The sequence below is a fragment of the Deltaproteobacteria bacterium genome (genome assembly GCA_026712905.1).
Lineage (GTDB): Bacteria > Desulfobacterota > Binatia > UBA9968 > JAJDTQ01 > JAJDTQ01.
On record JAPOPM010000170.1, the window covers coordinates 1 to 21,159 of the forward strand.

Genomic DNA, 21,159 nt, shown 5'->3' on the forward strand with positions numbered 1-21,159 from the left:
GCGGCGTCCACATCCTGGATCGGTATCAGGGCCACCCCCTTGAGCTTGGGACTGTGGTTGAGAAAGGTGTCGTAGAGCCAGTTGTTGTAGGCCCGACAGGCGGCGATGGCCCATTCCATCGACACGAGCCGGCCCATGGCCAGACCCCAGGTGGGATAGAGCACCGACCAGTCGATGCCGGTCTTCTCCAGGAACTCCAGCCACTCCCGCGGACCGGGATTGCCGAACTCCTTTTGCCCGAAGGATGGCTTCAGGTAGTGGAAGTGGAGGTGATCGAGGACCGGAAACGTCTGCCACGCCCGGCAGCCCTTCGGCATGTACTTCACCAGCTCCTCGTTCCGGGCCAGTTCGTTCACGTGACCGTCGCCATCGATGACCTGCATGGAAACCTCCCTTGACAGTGTTCGCTTATCTGTATACTGTTTTGTCGACAGATCTGTAGACTATGCAAGGGTGTGTGCCATGTCAAGCTCCCGAAACAATCTCGTTCAGAAGGCCCTGGATCACCTCACCGGTGAGATTCTGGCGGACCGTTTGCGCCCCAACCAAAGCATCCGGGAGCCGGAGATTGCCGCGACGTTGGGCATCAGCCGTTCGCCCGTCCGGGAAGCGCTGCGCATCCTTGAGCGGGACGGTCTGGTGGTCTACCGGCAGGGACGCGGCGCTTTCGTTGCGGACATCACGCCGGAAGACGCGGACGAGCTGTACCTGATCCACGGGCACCTCATGGGGCTGGCCGTCAAACTGGCTTGCCAGAAGATGACCCACGAAGACGTGACCGAGCTGGAAGCACTGGTGGCGGCGCTGGCCGCGGCGGCCGAGGAGGACGACCGTCCCGGCTTCCTGGCGATCCGAAGCCGTGTCGAGCGTTTCATTGCCAGCAGATCTCTTTCGCACCGGCTGGCTCGCCTGATCGAGACGATGGGTTACCCCTGTTCCCGATACCGGTCGTTTCACGTCGCGGTGCCCGGATACATGAGCCATGTGGCCGAAGCGTATCGCGGCATCTGCATGGCCTTCCGCTCCAAGGACGAAACCGCCGCGGAGCAGTTGCGCGTCGACATCATCGACCTGGGAAGGAGTCTGCTGCAGCGCTACTTCTTCGAGCCCTTGCAGCGCCGGGCGGAGACGCCGGCCGGTTCCTTGCACGAGCGGCACGACCCGAACGCCGGCGTGAAGGAGAGGGCAGGGAATGGATGAGCCGGCCCTCTTCACCACGCGCCGCCTCCTGGTCTACGTGGAGGATCTGGAGGCCGCCGCGGACTACTACAGCAACGTCCTGGGTTTCGTCCGCCAGGGAGGGGTCGCGGGCGTGAACCATGAATTCTCCACTTCCGGACCGCCGTTGGTCTTGCACGAAGGCGGCCGTGCGGCGCGCGAGCCGCGCGGCCGGGTCGGGTTCGTCCCGAGTTTCCAGGTCGCCGGCGGTATCGCCGACCTGATCGAGACCTACCGGCAACGGGGTGTCTCCATCGTCCACGAGGTGCTGGAGGTCTCGCACGGGTGGATCGCCTTCATCGCGGATCTCGAGGGCAATGTGATCCAGATCTACCAGGCAAAGGAAAGCTAGTGGCCTTGCTCCTTCAAATCCCCGACGTTTGCTGGACCCGGGCCTTGCTGGACGGGAGCGTGAAGGTCGACGGTTTCCCGGTCGAGTTCGAGCCCGCGGTGTTCGACGCGAGGACCTCGCGGCGGCTGCGCGGCGAGGTGGAGGAACAATACGCCGGCACCGAGCAGGTCATTCCCGATTTCCTCGTCCGGCTCTCCAAGGGACTGGAGCAGACCCTGGTGGCGCTTCCGGTCTTCGTGACGCGGGGAATGGTCCAACGAAAGCTCGTCATGCGGCGCGGTCTGACGCCGCCCGATCTACGCGGCCGCAGGGTCGGCATGGGGCGGGTGCTCGGGGCGACGAGCGTGTTTCTCAGGGGCTTGCTGGCCGACGACTTCGGCGTCGAGCGCAAGGACGTGCAGTGGGTGGCGGCCGAGCCCATCGAAAGCGACGGGGCCATGGGCGGGGAGTGGTCCTGCCTGGCCGAGCGGGGCCGGTTCAAGTCCTCGGAGCTCTTGCCCCGGCTCGGCTCCGGTGAACTGGACGCGGTCATCTATCCCGGGGGCGCGGGCGGCCACTGGTTCAATTGGGTGGCGGCGGCGGGCGCGGGCAAGAGCCCGGATCCGTACGGCGACCTGGAGGCGATGGTGGCGAGCAGCGCCGACCTCTGCTTCCCCATCGGAGACGCTCCGGCGCACGTCTCGTGGTTCAAGCGAACGGAAATCTATCCCCTCTACCACTTCCTGGCGCTTCGACGTGAAGTCGCCGAAGGGAACCGGGGCCTCGGCGAAGCCGTCGTGGACGCGTTCGACCGGGCCGCGCTCGCGGCGCCCCGTTACATGAGCCCGGACGAGAAGGATTCCTGCGAGCGCGAGATCGAGCTGCTGGGGGCCGACCCGAATCGATGCCACGCGACCCCGTTGCACGTTCGTACCGTGGAGGCGTGCATGGACTACCTGTCGGCTGACGGACTGCTGCCCAGCCGTCCGTCCATGGCCGACGTATTCCCGTTCAACTAGTGCCGTTCAACCAGTCCGGAAGGAGAACACCATGAAGGTTTGGCTTTTCCTGCGAGTCGGGTACCCGAAGCGAAAGACGGGCGAATACCTGATGGCGGGCTCCGACTATGACGGGAAGCTCGGCCAGGAGATCTACGACGAGGTGATCGACTTCATTCCGCGCGTCGAAGAGTACGGCTTCGACGGCGTGTTCTTCCCCGAGCACCACAGCCGGGCGGCCAACGGCCTTTCCCCTTCGCCCAACCTTTTTGCCGCCGCGGCCACCATCCTGACCAAGGAGGTCAAGATCGGCCTCATGGGCAACTGCCTGCCGCTGCACCACCCCATCAGGCTGGGCGAGGAGCTGGCCATGCTCGACAACCTGAGTCACGGCCGCCTCGTCGTTGGGATGACCCGAGGCGGAGATTTCTGGGCGTTCAACATACCCTCCCAGGAGTCCAGGGAGCGGTTCCAGGAGGGATGGGAACTGATACTCAAGGCGTGGCAGGCGGACGAGCCCTTCGAGCATCACGGACAGTACTGGGACCTCGACTACATCGCGATGTTGCCCCGGCCCGTGCAGAAGCCCCACCCGGAGATGTGGATCGCGTCCTTCAGCGCGGAGAGCATTGAGTGGGCCGCGGCCAATCATGTCCGGCTGGCCGCTTCGTGGTCGCCGGCGGAACAGATCAAGGAGAGTTTCGACTACTACCGGCGCTACGCCCGGGAGCATTGCGGTTGGACGCCGGGACCGGAGGACTGTGTGGTCTCGCGCGACATCTATGTCGCCCCGACCAAAGAGCAGGCGCGCGAGGAAGCCGCCGCCGAACTCATCGGCGGGCCGGCGGTGGAGTTCGGCGGCGCCCCGGCCAAGTACCAGCGCAATGTCCAGGACGGTTACTTCACCGAGCGCTCCACGGGCTACAAGAAGGGTGTGCACGTAGGCGTGATGGAGATTCGCGACTGGTCTTTCGAGGACTACCAGGAAGCGGGGATCTCCATCGTGGGGGACCCCGACTACGTCACCGAGCAGATCATTTCGCAGTGTGACTTGCTGGGCATCGACAAGATCATGATGCGCCCGGTCTTCGGCAAGATGAGATTGAGCGAGGCGCGGGGGAGCATCGAGCTGATGGCCAGGGAAGTCATCCCCAATCTGAAACGGCACGTGCCGATGGCCGAGGCCGTCACGTCGGCTTCCTTGTGAAGCGGCGATTCTTCCGATGGAGGACCTGATGAGCAAGGCAGAACCATCGAGCGAACAAGAGGGTCAGGGGTCCGATTTCTACGAAGACGTCAAACGGATGCATCTCGCCCCCCTGTGGCGGCAGAAGCGCCGTCCCACCCATGGACGCGCCGTGCCGCATCTGTGGAAATGGCCGCTGTTGCGGGCCGAGATGATGCGGGCGGCGGGGGTGGTCAGCACCGAGGACATCGAACGCCGGGTCCTCGGGCTGGTGAACCCGGGGTTGGAGAAGGAAGGCCTTTTCGCCACTACTCCCAATCTCGTGGGTGCCGTCCAGCTCATCCTTCCCGGCGAGGTGGCCGTGGCCCATCACCATACGCCGGCGGCGCTGCGCGTCATCCTGGAGTCGGAACGGGCCTACACCTGTACCGACGGCGAGCGCTGCTGGATGGAGCCGGGGGACGTGATCCTGACGCCCGCGTGGACCTACCACGATCACGGGAACGAGGGCGACAAGCCCGCGCTGTGGCTCGACGGCCTGGACGCCCCGTTGATCCAGGCCATGGATACGGTCTTCTTCGAACGCTATCCCGGACAGAGCCAGCAGCCTCAGCAGGAGCTCCACGAGGCGTCGGTCCGCCGCTTCCGCGTGGCGGGGATGCGACCGGCCGGCTACTCCTGGGACAAGACCTACTCTCCGCTCACCAAGTATCCCTGGCGCGACATGGTGCAGGCGCTGGACGAGATGCCGGCCCCCGAGGCGAGCGAGTTCGACGACCTGCGGATGGAGTATTTCAATCCCCACACCGGCGGTCCGGTGATGCCCACCATCGCCTGTTACGCGCAGCGACTGCGCGGCGGGGTCCACACCCGGCGGCACCGCCACAGCTCAGTGGGGATCTTCTACGTGTTTCGCGGCTCCGGACACACCACGGTGGAGGACGAGCGCCTCGAATGGAGCGCTGGCGACATCTTCGTCATACCCGGATGGCACTGGCACGAGCACGTCAACGCCGCCTCCAAGGAAGACGCGATCCTGATCTCGTATACGGACGAGCCGCTGCTCAAGAGCCTGGGTATCCATCAGGAGCAGGTGGACGGTCCGTCGTAAGGCGGTTGGGGCGCGCGCCGGAAACAACGCCAAGGCAAGCCGCACACGGGAGACATCCTCCATGGCAGGAACCATCATCGGACAACCGCTCCCACGGGTCGAAGCCGCCGCCAAGGTCAGCGGACAGTGTCAGTACGCGGCCGACGTGGTGCGGCCCGGCACGTTGTGGGGCAGGGTGCTGCGCAGTCCGGTCCCCCACGCCGCCATCCTGAGAGTCGACGTGGAAAGGGCGCGCCGTCTGGCCGGGGTCAAGGCGGTGATCACGGCGGGGGACATGAACCCGAAGCTCGTGGGCGCGACGCTCAAGGATATGCCACTCCTGGCGCAGGACCGTGTGCGTTACGTGGGGGAGGAGATTGCCGCGGTGGCCGCGGTCGACCGGGACGTGGCGGAAGAAGCCATCGGCCTCATCGACGTGGAGTACGAAACGCTGCCCGCGGTCTACGATCCCCTGGAAGCCATGAGCCCCGACGCCCCGCTCCTGCACCCCGACTACGCCGGCTACGAGGGGCCTCCCACCAAGGCGCCGGATCTGCGCAATGTCCAGACCCTGGTCCGCGGCCGCAAGGGAGACATCGAACAGGGCTTCGCCGAGGCCGATCACATTTTCGAGAACACGTTCCGCACGCAGCTCGTGCACCAGGGCTATATCGAGCCCTATGCCTGCACGGTGGAAGTGGACACCGCCGGGCGCGTCGCCATATGGGTCGCGAACCAGGCGATGTTCAAGCTGCGCAAGGTGCTGGCCGCGTATCTGGAGCTTCCGGAAGACGATATCACCATCCACCCCAGCAACATGGGAGGGTCCTTCGGCGCCAAGGACTTCCTGACTCACGTTCCGGCCGCCTACTACCTGTCACGCGCCACGGGGAAGCCCGTGAAGTTCGTGAAGAGCTACACGGAAGAGCTGATGGCCGCGAGTCCGCGCCATCCGGCGGTCATCCGGTTGCGCACCGGGGTCATGAAGGACGGCACGCTTCGCGCGTGGGAAGGCAGGACCTACTACAACGGCGGCGCCTACGGCGCCTACAAGCCGAACCCACAGGGCTCCATGAGCGGCGCCTACATGGTGGCGGGTTCCTACAACATTCCGCACACCCTCCTGGAGGGCTACTGCGTCTACACGAACCAGGTCCCGGGCGGCTACTTCCGTGCTCCGGGCGAGACCCAGACCCTGTTCGCCGTGGAAAACCACATGGACATGATGGCGCACGAGTTGCGCATGGACCCGCTGGAGTTCCGCCTGCGCAACGCCCTCAAGGACGGCGACACGAGAAGCACGGGCGAGTCGTTGCGGGACACCCGCGGCGTCGAGGTCCTGCGCCGCGTGGCGGAGATCTCCGGCTGGGGCGACGTCCGGACACCCGCGGCGGGGCGCGTGCCCGGACGCGGAGTCGCGTTCGGGGACCGTCACGTGGGCCATGGCGAGTCGAGCTTCGAGTTGCGGCTGGAGCGCAACGGCGCCCTGAGACTGTTGAGCGGAGTGGGTGATCAAGGGGTCGGCGCCTACGTCATGCACCGGCAGGTGGTGGCGGAGACCTTCGGCGTGGACCCGGACGACGTCCTCATCGAAGTCCGCGATACGTCCAGCGCCCCCTACGACCAGGGCATCAAGGGGGCCAGGGGCATGCATATCGAGGGCCAGGCCATCCTGGAGTCCAGCCGGGTGTTGCAGGAGCGGCTTTGCGCGCTCGCGGCCGGGTACTGGAAGACCGGTTCGGAAGGGGTCTCCTGGAACGATGGAGCCGTGATCCACGAGGGCAGTCCGGACAAGCGCCTGAGTCTCGAAGAGCTGGCGAGACTGTCCGAGGAACCCATCACCGGATACGGCCGTTTCGTGGGACACAAGCCCGACGTCTACTCGTTTCAAGCGGTGGTGGCCGACGTGGAGGTGGACCAGGACACGGGCGCGGTGGCGGTGGACCAGCTCTACTTCGTCTACGACGTGGCCAACATCATCAACCCCTTGATCCACCAGGGACAGATCGACGGGGGCGTGGTGCAGGGCTTGGGCTACGCCTTGATGGAAGAGATCGTGCTCGACGACGGGAAACCCACGACCGTGAGCCTCGGCGACTACAAGTTGCCCAACGTCCGGGACCTGCCGCCTCTCACCACCTCGCTGGTGCGGGCCTCCGAGGGACCCGGACCCTTCGGCACCAAGGCGGTGGCCGAGGCCGGCATCAGCATCATCGCGCCGGCCATCGTCAACGCCGTCTACGATGCCACCGGCGCCCGGATCACGGAACTCCCCGTGACCGCGGAGAAGGTCTTCGGGCACATGACCAAGGGCTCCTAGCGGGGCCTCATGATCGATGACAAGCAAGGGGACGCACAAGGCAGACAAACTCAAGGAGGCAAGACGATGTCCAATACCGGAAGCCGATACCTCATGGTGTTCACGGTCCTTTTGTGGATCGGGTCTCTTGGGCTCCAGGGTTCCGATACCGCAAGCGCCGCCGACGATTCCTTCTACAAGGGGAAGACGCTTCGCCTTATCGTCGGTTATTCACCGGGCGGGGGAGCGGACGGGCAAGCCCGGATCGTCGCTCGCCACCTGGGGAAGTACATCCCGGGCAAACCCAAGGTCATCGTGATCAACAGGCCGGGGGGCGGATCCGTGCTCGCGGCCAACTACGCGTACAACATCGCGAAGAACGACGGCCTCACCATCGTCAGCCTGCCGGGGGGACTCAACTTCCTTCAACTGGCGAAAGCCGAGGGAGTGAAATACGACATGAGCAAATTCGCCGCGGTGGGGGCGTGGTTCAAGTCGAACTGGGCACTCTTCCTGAGGGCGGATGCCTACAAGAGTCTCGACGCGGTCCGGAAGGCGAAGACGCCTCCCGTCATCGGTACACAGGGCGGCGGCGCGCCCCACGATTTCTTCAACATCGCGTGGCAAAAGGCGCTGGGGCTCAAGTTCAAGGTCATCACGGGATACGAAAGCCGGAGGGCCGACGTGGCGCTGGAGCAGGGCGAAATCGACGGCCGCACCCAGACGGTGGCCGGTGTCATGAGGCGCAACCCGCACTGGCACAAGAAACGGGTGATTCCCGCCCTGGTGCAGGCCGGACCCAAAAAGGACCAGCGCATCGCCGACGTCCCCACGGTCTACGACCTGAACCCCAATCCGGGCGTGTTTTACGAGACCGTCAACAACGCCCTGGGCCGGGTTAGCCTGCCTTACTTCGCCCCGCCGGGCACGCCGGAGGACCGCGTGAAGACCCTCCGTGATGCATGGCAGGGAATGGTGAAGGACAAGGACTTCATACGGGACGCCGAGAGGTCGAGGCTCAAGGTGGAACCGGCCGACGGCGAAGGAGTGGCGGAGATGCTCAACGGTGTCATTCGCGAAACGCCGGCCGATGTGATCGCTACCGTTCGTGAGGTCGTAGGCAGGAAATAGTCACCGGTCGGGAGTCACCGGTTGGGCGCGACGGCGCGGAGGACGGCGTCCGGCACCACGGAGCATGAGGCATGGCTGAGTATCATTCCATCGGGTTACCTTTGGCGCGCGCGGACGGAACGGCGAAAGTCACCGGCGGTACCGTGTTCACCGCGGATGTGCTGCGCCCGGACGCGCTGTGGGGCAAGATCCTCCGCAGCCCTCATCCGCACGCCCGCATCCTACACATCGACACGGACAGGGCCAGGCGTCTGCCGGGCGTGAAGGCCGTGATTACCGCGGATGACGTCGACCCGAGGCTCACGGGGCGGACGCTGAAGGACTGCCCGGTCCTCGCACAGGACCGGGTGCGGTTCGTGGGCGACAAGGTCGCCGCCGTGGCGGCGGACGACAAGGACAGCGCCGAGGAGGCGTTGAGCCTCGTGGAGGTGGAGTACGAAGAGCTGCCCGCGGTCTTCGACCCGCGGGATGCCCTGGCGCCCGACTCGCCGTTGATCCACCCCGACTATCCTTCCTACCACGCCCCTTACACGAAGGCGGCGGAGCTTCATAATGTGCAGTCGCGGGTGTACGCGGACAAGGGAGACCTGGAGCAGGGGTTCGCGGAGTCCGACAGGATCTTCGAGCACACGTTCCGGACCCAGATGGTCCATCAGGGCTACATCGAGCCCTACGCCTGCATGGCGGAGATCGACGGCGAGGGGCGGGTCCTGGTATGGGCGTCGACCCAGTCCCCGTTCAGCGCGCGCAACCAGTTGGCCGACTACCTGGACGTTCCCAACGACCGGATCGTGTTCAGTCCGGTCACCGTGGGCGGTTCCTTCGGCGGCAAGGATCACCTCATCGACATCCCGCTGGCCTACTACCTCGCCCGGGCCACGGGAAAGCCGGTGAAGATCGTGCGCACGTACACCGAGGAGCTCATGGCTTCCGCGCCGCGCCATCCCGCCGTGATCACGTTGCGATCCGGGGTCAAGAGCGACGGCCGCCTGTGGGCGCGGGAGGGCCGGGTGATTTACAACGGCGGCGCCTACGGGGCCTTCAAGCCGAGTCCGCCGGCGCACATGAGCGGCTCCATCAACCAGGGTGGCGCGTACCGGGTTCCCCATACGCGGTTGGAAAGTCTCTGCGTCTACACCAACCAGGTCCCCGGCGGTTACATGCGCGCCTCCGGCGAGTTGCAGACCGTGTTCGCGGCCGAAAGCCACATGGACATCATCGCCCATGAGATGGCCATGGATCCGCTCGAGTTCCGCATGCTCAACGGCATGGTGAACGGAGACTCGAACTACCTGGGCTTCGAGTATCTCGACATCCGATGCCGCGAGGTGCTGCTCAAGGCCAAGCCATTCTGGGAGCGGCCGAAGCTCGCCCCGCGGCGCCCCAGCGGCCTGACGGGAAGGGGCATCGCGCTCGCGTGCCGGCACGTGGGCCAGGGGGAGTCGGGCGCGGAAATCGTGATGCAAACCGACGGCAGCGTGCGCATGTTGGTGGGCATCGTGGACCAGGGAACCGGCGTGCACACCATGCAGCAGCAGGTGGTGGCGGAGATCCTGGGCATCGATCCGGAGCGCGTGGCGGTGGAGGTCGGCGATACCAACCGCGCGCCCTACCACGACGGCATCAAGGGGCAGGGAGCCACGCACGTGACCGGGCAGGCCGTCGCCCGCGCCGCCCACGCGCTCATCGAGAATATGCGGGACAAGGCGGCGTACGCATGGGACGTGGATCCCGAGTCCCTGTCATGGGAAAACGGCGAGGTCGTCCTCAAGAACGACGGCCGGCGCATGGACATGCAAGAGATCGCAGCCCTCCCGCCGGAGGAGCCCATTATGGGTCAAGCCTACTACAAGGGGCTCGAACGCCCGAGGCAGCACATCTTCCAGGCGGAGATATGCGACGCGGAGGTCGATGCGGAGACCGGGGAAGTGGAGGTGAGGCGCATGAGCACCTTCCACGACGTATCGGTGGTCATCAATCCGGTAACGCATCAGGGACAGATAGAGGGAGGCCTCATCCAGGGGCTCGGGATGGCCCGGTCGGAGGAGGTTGCCCTGGACGACGGCCGGGTGTCGACCCTCACTCTCGGCGACTACAAAATGCCCAACATCAGGGATGTCCCCGTCCACGAGACGACCCTCGTGGAGGGCGCGACGGACGGCCCCGGGCCCTTCAACGCCAAGCCCGCGGCCGAGCACTCGATCACGCCCGTGCCGCCGTCCGTGGCCAACGCGGTGTTCGACGCCACCGGAGTTCGCATCACGGAGTTGCCCATCACCGCGGAGAAGGTGCTGGCCGGCCTGGCCAAGAAGACTAGCTGAGCCGGGGGCCGCGCCGGACCCGGTCCTCGTAGTACGCCCAGACGCGTTCGAACAGCCCCGCGGGGCGGTCGTTGCGGACCGCCTGCTCCTCCAGCTCACGCGCGAACTCGGCCAACTCGTCCTCCGCGTACGGCTTGGCGCCGCCGCCCAGACCCGCCAGAAGCTGGATCTTCGCCGCCTCCTCCATCATGATGGCCTTCACCGTCGCCTCTTCCAGCGACGCCCCGGCGACGGACGCGCCATGGCCTTTCAGCAGCACCGCCGCGTCCGCCCCCATGATCCGCGCCATCTCCTCGCCCCGCGCCCGCGTATTGATCAAACCCGCCTTCCGATAGAGCCTTGTCCCCGCGAACGGGAACCCGAACACCGTTCCCGGCAGGAACGTCCCCTCCGCCGTCGCCAGGGCCGTCACGTAAAGGGAATGGGTGTGGACCACCCCGTTGACCTCCGGCCGCGTCCGGTAAATGCAAATGTGGATCCAGCTCTCGCCGTGCCACTTGCCTTTCCCTTCGAGGACCTTGCCGTCCAGATCGACCACCAGGAAATCCTCATCCGTCACCAGACCGGGCGCGATGGCGCGGGAGATCAGGAACCGGTCCGTACCCGGAACGCGCACGCTTACGTGGCCGAACGGCACCGTGAGACCGGTATCGTCGAGAATGAGGTTCGCCACGACCAGTTGTTCTTCGAGTCCGGTAGCCATGCGTCGCAGAGTACCGATTCGGCCGGAGTCCTTCAAGGCAGGATCCGGGTGCGGCCGACACTGGCCGTTCCCGCGAGGAATCTTGCCATGCCGGCGGGATTCTCCTATTCTTGAAGCCCCAGACGCGGCGTGGAAGGCAATGCGGTATATTGGATGAAGCCCACGTACCGCCTTTCAAGCCGTTGTCCCTTGCGGAGGGGTGGCCGAGTGGTTTAAGGCACCGGTCTTGAAAATCGGCGTCCGCCTAACACGTGGACCGCGAGTTCGAATCTCGCCCCCTCCGCCAACGCTTGCTCGGACGTATTCGAAGAACGAAAAATGGTGAATTGGGCGCGATTTACACCAGTTGACTTTGAGTATGACTTCGAGCGGGATGAACTCGCTTCCCACCGAATCACTTTCGAGGAAGCGGTCGAGTGCTTCTTCTCGGACTTTGAAATCCGTCGCAACAAGTCGTACAGAGATCGTTACCAACTCCTCGGACGAACGGTTGGCGGCCGGCGTTTGAAGGTCATTTTTCAACTGAAACCGGGTGATGTCGTCCGGATCATTACAGGATGGCCCCTATGAAGAAAAAGACAAGACCCTTAACCGAAAGAGAAGTTGATGACGCCGTCGTTGCCGAAGCCGACGACGACGCGGCTTGGGGAAAACCTGTCCGAGCCCGGAAAGCCAAGCCCACTAGCGTCCCATTGTCTGCGCCGGTAGCCACGCGAGCCGCGTTTTTCGCCCGCCTCCACCGGGAGAAGAGCGTGGACGTCTGGATCGAACGGATTATTCGAGACCGCCTCGATCTCGAAGAGGCCGCGTTTGCCGACGTGAAGCGAGAGATGGCCGCTCGGTGAACAGTCGCTCAGGGGCGAACCTGGTGGCCTGACTCACTCACACTGACGCGTCTCCGGTAAACCCGGCGTGATTCAGAACGGCCTTCTTTTCGATAGATTAGGTTCGGTGGTGGGACAGATTCCAGAATGGAAGAAGGCCCATCGCTTCACGTCGTGCGCTTGAACGCAAACTGATTGCCCGTCCGGCCCAACCGTTCGACCTCCATCCGAAGGAACGGCCTGTCGGCGCGGAGCAGGTTTCCGTACACGGCTTCGAGGTAGACGCCCTCCATTGCAGCCTGGTTTGCATCCCGCGCCCGTTCAACTTCTCGGTGTCCCGCGCATCGAGCTTGAAAACTCCGCCACACTTGCCGCCCGACTGGACTTTTCCAAGATACAAAAACACGGTAGGTTGTCAAAAATCCGACGGCTCATACCGACGTTGAGTGGGTGGGTCGTTGTGTGCGTTACGCGTTTCTCTATTTTGGGCTGAAGCGGTTGGGCCTTGACACAGGCCCCCAATGGGCGCTGATCGCCATGGACAAGAAAAGCCTCAGCGAACGCGACATTTGCACCAAGTTCATCACGCCCGCCTTGCGCAAGGCCGGATGGGATGAGATGTCGCAAATCCGCGAAGAGGTCAGCTTTACCAAGGGCCGTATCATTGTTCGTGGCAAACTGGTCAGCCGGGGCAAGGGGAAGCGCGCTGATTACATCCTCTACATCAAGCCCAACATCCCCATCGCGTTGATTGAGGCCAAGGACAACACCCACGCAATCGGCGACGGCATGCAACAGGGTCTGGGCTACGCCGAGACTCTCGACATTCCTTTCGTGTTCTCCTCCAACGGCGACGGCTTCGTGTTCCATGACCGGACGGGGACCAGCGCCGAGAAGGAGGCCACTCTCGGTCTCGATGGCTTCCCGTCGCCCGGAGACCTGTGGGCGCGCTTTCGCGCCTGGAAGGGCCTGACGCCGGAAGCCGAGCAAATCGTCCTTGAAGACTATTTCGACGATGGCAGCGGCAAAGAGCCGCGCTATTACCAGGTCAACGCCATCAATGCGGCCATCGAGGCCATCGCAAAGGGTCGTGACCGGATCCTGCTCGTCATGGCGACCGGCACCGGCAAAACCTACACCGCCTTCCAGATTGTCTGGCGGCTTTGGAAGGCAGGCCGCAAGAAGCGCATCCTGTTCCTGGCCGACCGCAATGTTCTGATCGACCAAACCATGGTCAATGACTTCCGGCCGTTCGGGCCGGCGATGGCCAAGCTCTCAACAAAGGCAAAGACCATTGAACGCGAAGACGGTTCGTCGGAGGACCCGACCACCGCCATCGATGGCAAACACCGCGTCGACACCGCCTACGAAATTTACCTCGGACTCTATCAGGCGATCACCGGGCCGGAAGAACACCAGAAGATCTTCCGCGAGTTCTCGCCCACATTCTTCGACCTCATTGTCATCGACGAGTGCCATCGCGGCAGCGCGGCCGAGGATTCGGCGTGGCGCGAAATCCTGGACTACTTCTCGTCGGCGACTCAGATCGGCCTCACCGCGACGCCCAAGGAAACCGAATACGTCTCCAACATCCATTACTTCGGCGAACCGGTCTACTCCTACTCTCTCAAGCAGGGTATCCGCGACGGCTTCCTGGCCCCGTACAAGGTCATCAAGGTTCACATCGACCGCGACGTGGAAGGCTACCGACCCGAAAAGGGCCAGCTCGACCGCGACGGCAACGAGGTCGAGGACAGGATCTACAACAACAAGGACTTCGACCGGACGCTGGTGCTGGACGACCGGACGACGCTCGTCGCGGCCAAGGTGACCGAATACTTGAAGGAAAGCGGCGACCGGTTCCAGAAGGCGATCATCTTCTGCGTCGATCAGGAACACGCTGCTCGTATGCGCCAAGCCTTGATCAACGAGAACGCCGACATGGTGGACGAGAACCACCGCTATGTCATGCGTCTCACCGGCAGTGACATCGAAGGACAGGGGCAACTCGGCAACTTCATTGACCCCTATTCGAAGTACCCGGTGTTGGTCACCACGTCGCGGCTGCTTTCGACCGGCGTCGATGCCCAGACCTGCCGCCTGATCGTGCTCGACCGCGCGGTCGGTTCCATGATTGAATTCAAGCAGATCGTCGGGCGCGGCACCCGCGTGCACGAGGATACCCGAAAGTTCTATTTCACTCTGATGGATTTCCGGGGTGCGACCAGCCATTTCGCCGACCCGGATTTCGACGGCGAACCGGTACAGATATACCAACCGGAGGGCGATGATCCGATCACGCCGCCCGACGACATATCACCGCCTGACGACGGCGAGGACGGCATCCCAACTGAACCGGGTGAAGACGAAACCATCGTCGATGGTCCGCCGGACATCACCTTGCCGCCCGCTGGTGGCGGCATGCGCAAGGTCTACGTAGACGGCGTTGGCGCGACCATCATCGCCGAGCGGGTCGAACATCTGGACGAGAACGGCAAGCTGGTCACCGAGTCCCTGCGCGACTTCACCAAGAAGGCGCTGAAGAAACGTTTTGCCAGTCTCGATGATTTCCTGAAACGCTGGAAGGCCGCTGAGCGCAAGCAGGCGATCATCGAGGAGTTGGAAGCCGAGGGCCTGCCGCTTGATCCCATCGCCGAAGAACTGGGCAAGGACCTCGACCCCTTCGATCTGATATGCCACGTTGCGTTCGATGCCAAACCGCTGACCCGGCGCGAGCGGGCCGACAACGTCAAGAAGCACGATGTGTTCGCGAAGTACGGAGATCGGGCGCACGCCGTGCTGGACGCGCTGTTGGCCAAGTACGCGGATGAAGGGATGCTTAACCTTGAGGACGCCACAGTGTTGCGTATTTTCCCGTTCAGTGAACTCGGCACCCCGGTGCAGTTGATCAACGCCTTTGGCGGCAAGGACGGCTTTTCCGAGGCCGTCCATGAACTTCAATCCGCCCTTTACCAGGAGACCGCATAAGTATGTCCGTCCGCACCCTCGTCAAGTCCATCCAGAACATCATGCGCCAGGACACCGGCGTGGACGGCGACGCCCAGCGCATCAGTCAACTTTGCTGGATGTTCTTCCTGAAGATTATCGACGATCAGGACCAGGAATTGGAGTTGATGCGCGACGACTACACCTCGCCGATCCCGCAGGCCTATCAGTGGCGCCTTTGGGCGGCGAATCCGGAGGGAATGACCGGCGACGCCCTGCTGACCTTCGTCAACGACGACCTCTTCCCGGCCCTGAAGAACTTGTCAATGACCGGCCAGCCCGGCGACCGTCGCCGCATCGTGCGCGACGTGTTCGAGGACGCCTACAACTACATGAAATCCGGCCAGCTGATGCGCCAGGTGGTGAACAAGATCAACGAGATCGACTTCAACAATCTGACTGAACGCCAGCATTTCGGCGATATCTACGAACAAATCCTCAACGACCTGCAATCGGCGGGCAATTCGGGTGAATATTACACACCCCGTGCCGTCACCGCCTTCATGGTCGACCGCATCGACCCGCATCCCGGTGAGACCCTGTTCGACCCCGCCTGCGGAACCGGCGGCTTTCTGACCTGCGCGCTGCACCACATGCGAAACCGTTACGTCAAGAAGCCCGAGGACGAGCAAAACATGCAGGCCGAGCTTCGTGCCGTCGAAAAGAAACAGCTTCCCCATATGCTCTGCGTCACGAACATGCTTCTGCACGGCATCGAGGACGCCAGCTTCGTGCGCCACGACAACACCCTGGCCCGCCCGTATATCGGTTGGGAACAGAAGGATCGGGTGGATGTCGTGCTGACCAACCCGCCCTTCGGCGGCAAGGAGGAGGACGGCATCGAGTCCAATTTTCCGCAGGACTTCCGCACCAAGGAAACGGCGGACCTTTTCCTCGCCCTGATCGTGCGCGTTCTGAAACCGGGCGGGCGCGCTGCCGTGGTGCTGCCAGACGGATCGCTGTTCGGCGAAGGCGTCAAGACCCGGCTTAAGGAGCACCTGATGGAGGAGTGCAACCTCCACACCATCGTCCGTCTGCCTAATTCCGTGTTCCGCCCCTATGCCTCAATCGGCACCAACCTGCTGTTCTTCGAGAAGGGCGAGCCGACGAAGGACATCTGGTTTTACCAACACCTCGTGCCCGAGGGTCAAAAGGCCTATTCTATGACCCGGCCGATCCGGCTCGAGCATCTGCAAGGCTGCATCGACTGGTGGGGCGGCGCCAAACGCGAGGACCGCGAGGATACGGAATGCGCTTGGAAGGTGGCGGCCGACGACATCAAGGCGCGCGGCTATAACCTCGACATCAAGAACCCGCATACTGTTGTCGGCGATCACGGCGACCCCGAGAAACTGCTGGCGGACCTGACGGTCGCCGAGGCAGAGGCGGCATCCCTGCGCGATCAGTTGAAGGCGATCCTGGCGGAGGCGCTGTCGAGTTGAACGCCGACCGATTACTCGCCCACTACGAACACATCTCCGATGCGCCCGACGCCATCCGGCGTTTGCGGCGGTTCATCCTCGATTTGGCCGTGCGCGGTAGGTTGGTGGAGCAGGACCCTAAGGACGGACATGGCGCTGAACTTCGCAATCTCATCCAAGCCGATTGGAAGAGGCGGTTAGATGCTGGCGAGATCAAAAGGATCAAGAAATGGCCCGAGACAACGGACGAGGATGTGCCGTTCGATGTTCCGCAGAATTGGGGACTGGTGCGACTCGGAGAAGCAATCGATCTCATCAACGGTCGCGCATTCAAGCCCACTGATTGGACTGAGAGCGGACTTCAAATCGTTCGCATCCAGAACCTAAACGACCCTAAAGCACCCTTCAACCGCTTTGATGGTGAAGTGAGACCAAAATTTCTCATTGATACCGGCGATTTTCTGATTAGCTGGTCCGGCACGCCCGGAACATCGTTTGGCGCACATATTTGGGACCGCGGACCAGCAGTGCTGAACCAGCACATCTTCAAGTCAGACTTACTAGGGGGTGTGTTCGACAAGCATTTCCTGAAAATCGCCATCAACGCCCGACTGCTCGAACTGATCGAGAAAGCCCATGGGGGGGCCGGGCTGCAACACATTACAAAGCCGAGGCTAGAGGCAGTTGCCTTGACGCTCCCACCCCTCGCTGAACAACACCGCATCGCCGCGAAGGTCTATGAAATGATAGCGCTGTGCGACCGGCTGGAGGCAGCACGGACAGAGCGAGAGGTAACGAGGGACCGGCTGGCGGCGGCGAGCCTCGCCCGCTTGGGCGCGCCCGATCCCGACCCGGCGGCATTTCAGAACCACGTCATCTTCGCTCTCAATAACCTCGCCCTGCTCGTCACCCGACCCGACCGGATGAAATCCCTCCACCAGACCATCCTAGATCTCGCAGTTCGAGGAAAACTGGTCGAACAGGACCCGGCAGACGAACCAGCTGCCGATCTCTTGCGGAATCTTGGTGCGTCTTCTGGCGTTGTTCGCCAGACCAAGGTCGAAGACACTGGTGATACTCCGTTCGAGTGTCCGAAGGGTTGGGAGTGGACAAAGGTACAGCAAATCCTCAATCCAGAACGACGGATCTCCTACGGCGTAATCAAGTTAGGCGCTGAACCGAAAACAGGCGGCGTTCCGACACTTCGGTGTAGCGATGTGCGTCCCGGTTTCATCGAGTTGTCGGGCGTTCGAAGAGTCGATGAAGCAATCGAAGCCGAATATGCGCGAACCCGCCTAGAAGGCGGAGAAGTAGTCATAAATGTTCGCGGAACACTTGGCGGAGTTTCATTGGTACCGGAAGAGCTGAGGGGCTTCAATGTCGCTCGCGAGGTTGCAGTAATTCCAATTGCCGCCGACCTGTCTGGGCCATTCTTGGTTTACCTGATGTTGTCACCTTATTTCTGGGGACACATTCAGAACAATTTGCGGGGCATCGCCTATAAAGGTTTGAATCTTGGGATCCTGCGCGATCTACCGATCCCCCTCCCACCCCTCACTGAGCAACACCGTATCGTCGCCAAGCTCGATGAGCTAATGGCCCTCTGCGACCGGCTGGAGACCGCCCTCACCACCGCCGACGCCACCCGTGCCCGCCTCCTGGATGCCTTGCTGCACGAGGCGCTGGGGCCGCCTGAGGGAAGGGAGGTGGCCGCACGATGGTCCGGTTGATGGATGCGGGGTGGGGTACGGAACTGACCGACGCCTTGCTCGCGGACGTCAGCGCACTTCGGGTTATCTGTCCGTTCATCAAGGTGGGTGCTCTCGACCGCCTGCTATCTCATCAACCCGGCAAGGTTCGGGTCATTACTCGCTTCAACCTGGCCGACTTCGCCGAGGGTGTCAGCGATGTCGCGGCGTTGCGCAGACTGCTCGATGCTGGCGCGCGGGTTCGGGACAGCCGTAGACTTCACGCCAAGCTTTATCTGTTCGGCGGGAGCCGCGCCATCATCACATCGGCCAACCTTACGAAGTCATCGCTGGACCGGAACCACGAGTTCGGCCTGGTGGCCGAGAATGCGCCGATCATCGCGACCTGCCGGGCCTATTTCGATGACCTTTGGCGTCGCGAGGAAGACGACCTCGTACTCGATCAGGTCGATGCTTGGGAGGAAACCGTCACCCGCCACCGCGCCCTGGGCGCCCGGCCGAGCGAACGTACGGGTCTTGGGGATTTCGGGGCCGATGCCGGAGTTGTCGATCCTTTTCCCGTTGGACTGTCGGCTGCCGTGGCCGATGCGCCGCAGGCCTTCGTCAAGTTTCTGGGGGAAGGCGACAATCGCGTTCCGCTGTCGTGCCCCACTATCGAGGAGGTCGAGCGGGCGGGCTGCCACTGGACCGTCGCGTATCCGGCCTCCAAGCGGCCGAGCGGGGTTCAGAAGGACGCCATCATTTTCATCGCCCGGCTGACTCGCGATCCGAACGACATTCGCATCTTGGGCCGTGCGCTCGGCATGAAGCACGAGCCGGGCCGGGACGATGCGACATTCGCCGATATCGCGCGCAGGTCGTGGAAGGAAAAGTGGCCACGATACATCCGAGTCCATCACGCCGAGTTCATCGCCGGTACGATGGCGAACGGGGTTTCTCTCAACGAACTGATGGACGCGCTGGAAGCCGACTCGTTCGCGCCGACGCAACGCAATGCGGCGCGCGGTCAAGGGAAGAACACCAACCCGCGAAGAGCATTCATGCAACATGCCGCCGTCGTGCTTTCCCCGGCGGGCCGGTCGTGGCTTGGCGACCGGCTTCAGGCGGCGTTTGATGCCCATGGCAAGGTTCCCCAGGACACGCTCGACAGGCTGGACTGGCCGGACCTGCCGGCGGCTCCGGCATCGAATGATGGCGGCTGAGTATGGGCATTAATTCGGCGATTATCCACTTGACAAAGCACGACACAAGGGATAGGCCAATGGGATGGATCGTAGATACCCTATCTCCATTGCCGGCCTCGCTGGTGGGCTTATGCTCCCCAACGACATTCTGGATGTGGTGACTCTTGTGGCGGCAAATTGGCCGATAATGCAGGCGCTGTTGCCATGGTTCGGCGTTATGATGATCGTTGGTTTCGGCGTATGGTTGGTGCAATTGTTGATAACAGATGTACCGCAGTTTGTTCAACGCAAGGTGACGGAAAAGCGAGGCTATTATTCAAACATAATGCGACGAATCGCTGCTGATATAGACGCAATAGTTGAGGACGACACCGTTATGCCGAATATGAGTGCGTGGAGCGGAATTGTTAGTATGGAGCTAGATGAGCTACGGGAAAACAGGCTTCTTCCAAGATTCCCGGAGACCGTAGATGGTAAGACGCAGAATAACTTAGACTTTTCCGGTCAAATACTTTACCGAATGATTCCCGTGGTAGAGAAGTACGGAATTAAGGAAGCGCAGGCGCGCATTGCGTTGATTAACCAGCGGTGGAGTACAAATCCAAACGCAGAAGCTCTCAAATTGACGGCAAGGAACACTAGCCGATGAGTTCCCGGAACTCCAGCGGCCTAGTGTTCATGATCCGCGCCAGCGTGTCGCGGAAGATGTGAGGGTTCTTGCGGTTGTTGTAGCGCCACTCCAGTTCTTCGAGGTAACGATCCAGATGCTTGACGCTCATCTTGTGGAATGCGCCCACCAGCGAACGCTTGAACAGGCTCCAGGCTCCTTCAATGCTGTTGGTGTGCACGTCGCCGACAACCCATTCCTCGATGGAGTGATTGACGGTCTGGTGCCGCGTGTTGTGGTCAGCAATCCCGAGGTAGGACTGGAGTTCGTCGGTGTAGATGGCTTCAGCTTCATCCTTGACGGCGCGGTTGATGAAGGCATGGAGGGTGTGGCGCTTCACGTCCGGGATACGCTCAAGCCGAACCTGCCCGTCACGCTGGACCGCCCCGGCGATGATGGCCTTGTTGCCCTTGTACCCGCGTCCCTTGCCCTTCACCTTGCCGCCCACGTGGGTTTCGTCCACTTCGACAACACCGACCAGCGTAGGGCCGTCAAGGGGGTCGTTACCCATGGCTTCGCGGATACGATGGCAGAGATACCAAGCCGTCTTGTAGGCGATTCCGAGGGTACGCTGCATTTGCTTAGCGGAAATGCCCTTCTTGGATTCGCACATGAGGTAAATAGCGAGGAACCACTTGCGCAGGGGCAGGTGGGAATCATGCATGATGGTTCCGGCCGTCACGCTGAACTGGTAGTTACATGACTTGCATTCCCAACGGTTGTGTTTCGGAAGGTCCAGCAGTTCGCGGCTACCGCAACGGGTACATGCTACACCGTTCGACCAGCGGAGTTCTTCAAGAAGCTCGCGGCACTTGTCGTCACAATTGAACTTGTCGATAAGGGAGACGAGATCCATGACTCAACCCTCCAAGGAAAAGAAGTTGCCACCCGACGCGCTGGAGCGGAATGACCACGACCTCATGGAGACCATCTTCGGCAAAGAAGTCATGACCGAAGTGGACAAGGTGGTGGAAGAACGCTCCAAAGACCCGAAGAAGGACGACAACGACCAAAACATGAGTTGAGTCTACATCATGTATGCAACTTGGTCAAGTAGATAATTACCCATTA

Annotated in this window: 18 protein-coding genes and 1 tRNA gene; 16 read left to right on the forward strand and 3 right to left on the reverse strand. The window is 62.4% G+C overall.

The window, feature by feature from the left end; all coding sequences use genetic code 11:
* On the reverse strand, positions 1 to 383 hold a 383-nt coding region (locus tag OXF11_14135; GenBank protein MCY4488236.1), incomplete at its 3' end, for a hypothetical protein.
* A 79-nt stretch (positions 384 to 462) separates the two neighbouring features.
* Here OXF11_14135 and OXF11_14140 point away from each other — a divergent pair.
* The 8 genes from OXF11_14140 (at position 463) to OXF11_14175 (ending at position 10,574) form a co-directional block, all read left to right on the forward strand.
* Positions 463 to 1,200, forward strand: coding sequence for a GntR family transcriptional regulator (locus tag OXF11_14140; protein ID MCY4488237.1), 738 nt, complete (start codon positions 463 to 465; stop codon positions 1,198 to 1,200).
* Positions 1,193 to 1,570, forward strand: coding sequence for a hypothetical protein (locus OXF11_14145; GenBank protein ID MCY4488238.1), 378 nt, complete (start codon positions 1,193 to 1,195; stop codon positions 1,568 to 1,570). The genes OXF11_14140 and OXF11_14145 overlap by 8 nt, the downstream gene beginning before the upstream one ends.
* Before the next feature lie 5 nt (positions 1,571 to 1,575).
* On the forward strand, positions 1,576 to 2,568 hold the full coding sequence (locus OXF11_14150) for a hypothetical protein (protein ID MCY4488239.1): 993 nt from the start codon (positions 1,576 to 1,578) through the stop codon (positions 2,566 to 2,568).
* Between the two features lie 31 nt (positions 2,569 to 2,599).
* A complete protein-coding gene (locus tag OXF11_14155; protein MCY4488240.1) occupies positions 2,600 to 3,754 on the forward strand; it encodes an LLM class flavin-dependent oxidoreductase in 1,155 nt (384 codons plus the stop codon).
* Between the two features lie 28 nt (positions 3,755 to 3,782).
* Entirely contained in the window at positions 3,783 to 4,844 is a 1,062-nt protein-coding gene (locus OXF11_14160) for a cupin domain-containing protein (protein MCY4488241.1), read from the forward strand.
* 61 nt (positions 4,845 to 4,905) lie between these two features.
* Positions 4,906 to 7,143, forward strand: a complete 2,238-nt coding sequence (locus tag OXF11_14165; GenBank protein MCY4488242.1) for a xanthine dehydrogenase family protein molybdopterin-binding subunit — start codon at positions 4,906 to 4,908, stop codon at positions 7,141 to 7,143.
* A gap of 66 nt (positions 7,144 to 7,209) precedes the next feature.
* A complete protein-coding gene (locus OXF11_14170; GenBank protein ID MCY4488243.1) occupies positions 7,210 to 8,253 on the forward strand; it encodes a tripartite tricarboxylate transporter substrate-binding protein in 1,044 nt (347 codons plus the stop codon).
* A 71-nt stretch (positions 8,254 to 8,324) separates the two neighbouring features.
* Positions 8,325 to 10,574, forward strand: coding sequence for a xanthine dehydrogenase family protein molybdopterin-binding subunit (locus tag OXF11_14175; GenBank protein ID MCY4488244.1), 2,250 nt, complete (start codon positions 8,325 to 8,327; stop codon positions 10,572 to 10,574).
* On the opposite strand, the gene OXF11_14180 is transcribed toward OXF11_14175, so the two are convergent.
* Complete coding sequence (locus OXF11_14180) at positions 10,567 to 11,277, reverse strand: class II aldolase/adducin family protein (GenBank protein ID MCY4488245.1); 711 nt, start codon at positions 11,275 to 11,277, stop codon at positions 10,567 to 10,569. The two genes, OXF11_14175 and OXF11_14180, sit on opposite strands and share 8 nt — an antisense overlap.
* A gap of 193 nt (positions 11,278 to 11,470) precedes the next feature.
* On the opposite strand from OXF11_14180, the gene OXF11_14185 reads away from it, so the two are divergent.
* The 7 genes from OXF11_14185 (at position 11,471) to OXF11_14215 (ending at position 20,070) form a co-directional block, all read left to right on the forward strand.
* Positions 11,471 to 11,563: transfer RNA gene (locus OXF11_14185), tRNA-Ser, on the forward strand.
* 280 nt (positions 11,564 to 11,843) lie between these two features.
* Positions 11,844 to 12,122 (forward strand): hypothetical protein, encoded by a 279-nt coding sequence (locus OXF11_14190; protein MCY4488246.1) that lies wholly within the window; start codon positions 11,844 to 11,846, stop codon positions 12,120 to 12,122.
* A 516-nt stretch (positions 12,123 to 12,638) separates the two neighbouring features.
* Positions 12,639 to 15,089, forward strand: coding sequence for a DEAD/DEAH box helicase family protein (locus OXF11_14195; protein ID MCY4488247.1), 2,451 nt, complete (start codon positions 12,639 to 12,641; stop codon positions 15,087 to 15,089).
* 2 nt (positions 15,090 to 15,091) lie between these two features.
* The gene (locus tag OXF11_14200) at positions 15,092 to 16,549 is read left to right on the forward strand and encodes a class I SAM-dependent DNA methyltransferase (protein MCY4488248.1); all 1,458 of its coding nucleotides are present in this window, start codon (positions 15,092 to 15,094) and stop codon (positions 16,547 to 16,549) included.
* Positions 16,546 to 18,258, forward strand: coding sequence for a restriction endonuclease subunit S (locus tag OXF11_14205; GenBank protein ID MCY4488249.1), 1,713 nt, complete (start codon positions 16,546 to 16,548; stop codon positions 18,256 to 18,258). Before OXF11_14200 ends, OXF11_14205 begins: the two co-directional genes overlap by 4 nt.
* Positions 18,246 to 19,439, forward strand: coding sequence for a phospholipase D family protein (locus OXF11_14210; GenBank protein ID MCY4488250.1), 1,194 nt, complete (start codon positions 18,246 to 18,248; stop codon positions 19,437 to 19,439). The genes OXF11_14205 and OXF11_14210 overlap by 13 nt, the downstream gene beginning before the upstream one ends.
* Positions 19,440 to 19,503: 64 nt before the next feature.
* Positions 19,504 to 20,070: a hypothetical protein gene (locus OXF11_14215; GenBank protein ID MCY4488251.1), complete on the forward strand. Its 567-nt coding sequence runs from the start codon at positions 19,504 to 19,506 to the stop codon at positions 20,068 to 20,070.
* Here OXF11_14215 and OXF11_14220 read toward each other — a convergent pair.
* A complete protein-coding gene (locus tag OXF11_14220) occupies positions 20,060 to 20,944 on the reverse strand; it encodes an IS1595 family transposase (GenBank protein ID MCY4488252.1) in 885 nt (294 codons plus the stop codon). The two genes, OXF11_14215 and OXF11_14220, sit on opposite strands and share 11 nt — an antisense overlap.
* Between OXF11_14220 and OXF11_14225 the strand changes: the two genes are divergently transcribed.
* On the forward strand, positions 20,943 to 21,113 hold the full coding sequence (locus OXF11_14225) for a hypothetical protein (protein MCY4488253.1): 171 nt from the start codon (positions 20,943 to 20,945) through the stop codon (positions 21,111 to 21,113). The two genes, OXF11_14220 and OXF11_14225, sit on opposite strands and share 2 nt — an antisense overlap.
* The last annotated feature ends 46 nt before the right edge of the window (positions 21,114 to 21,159 follow it).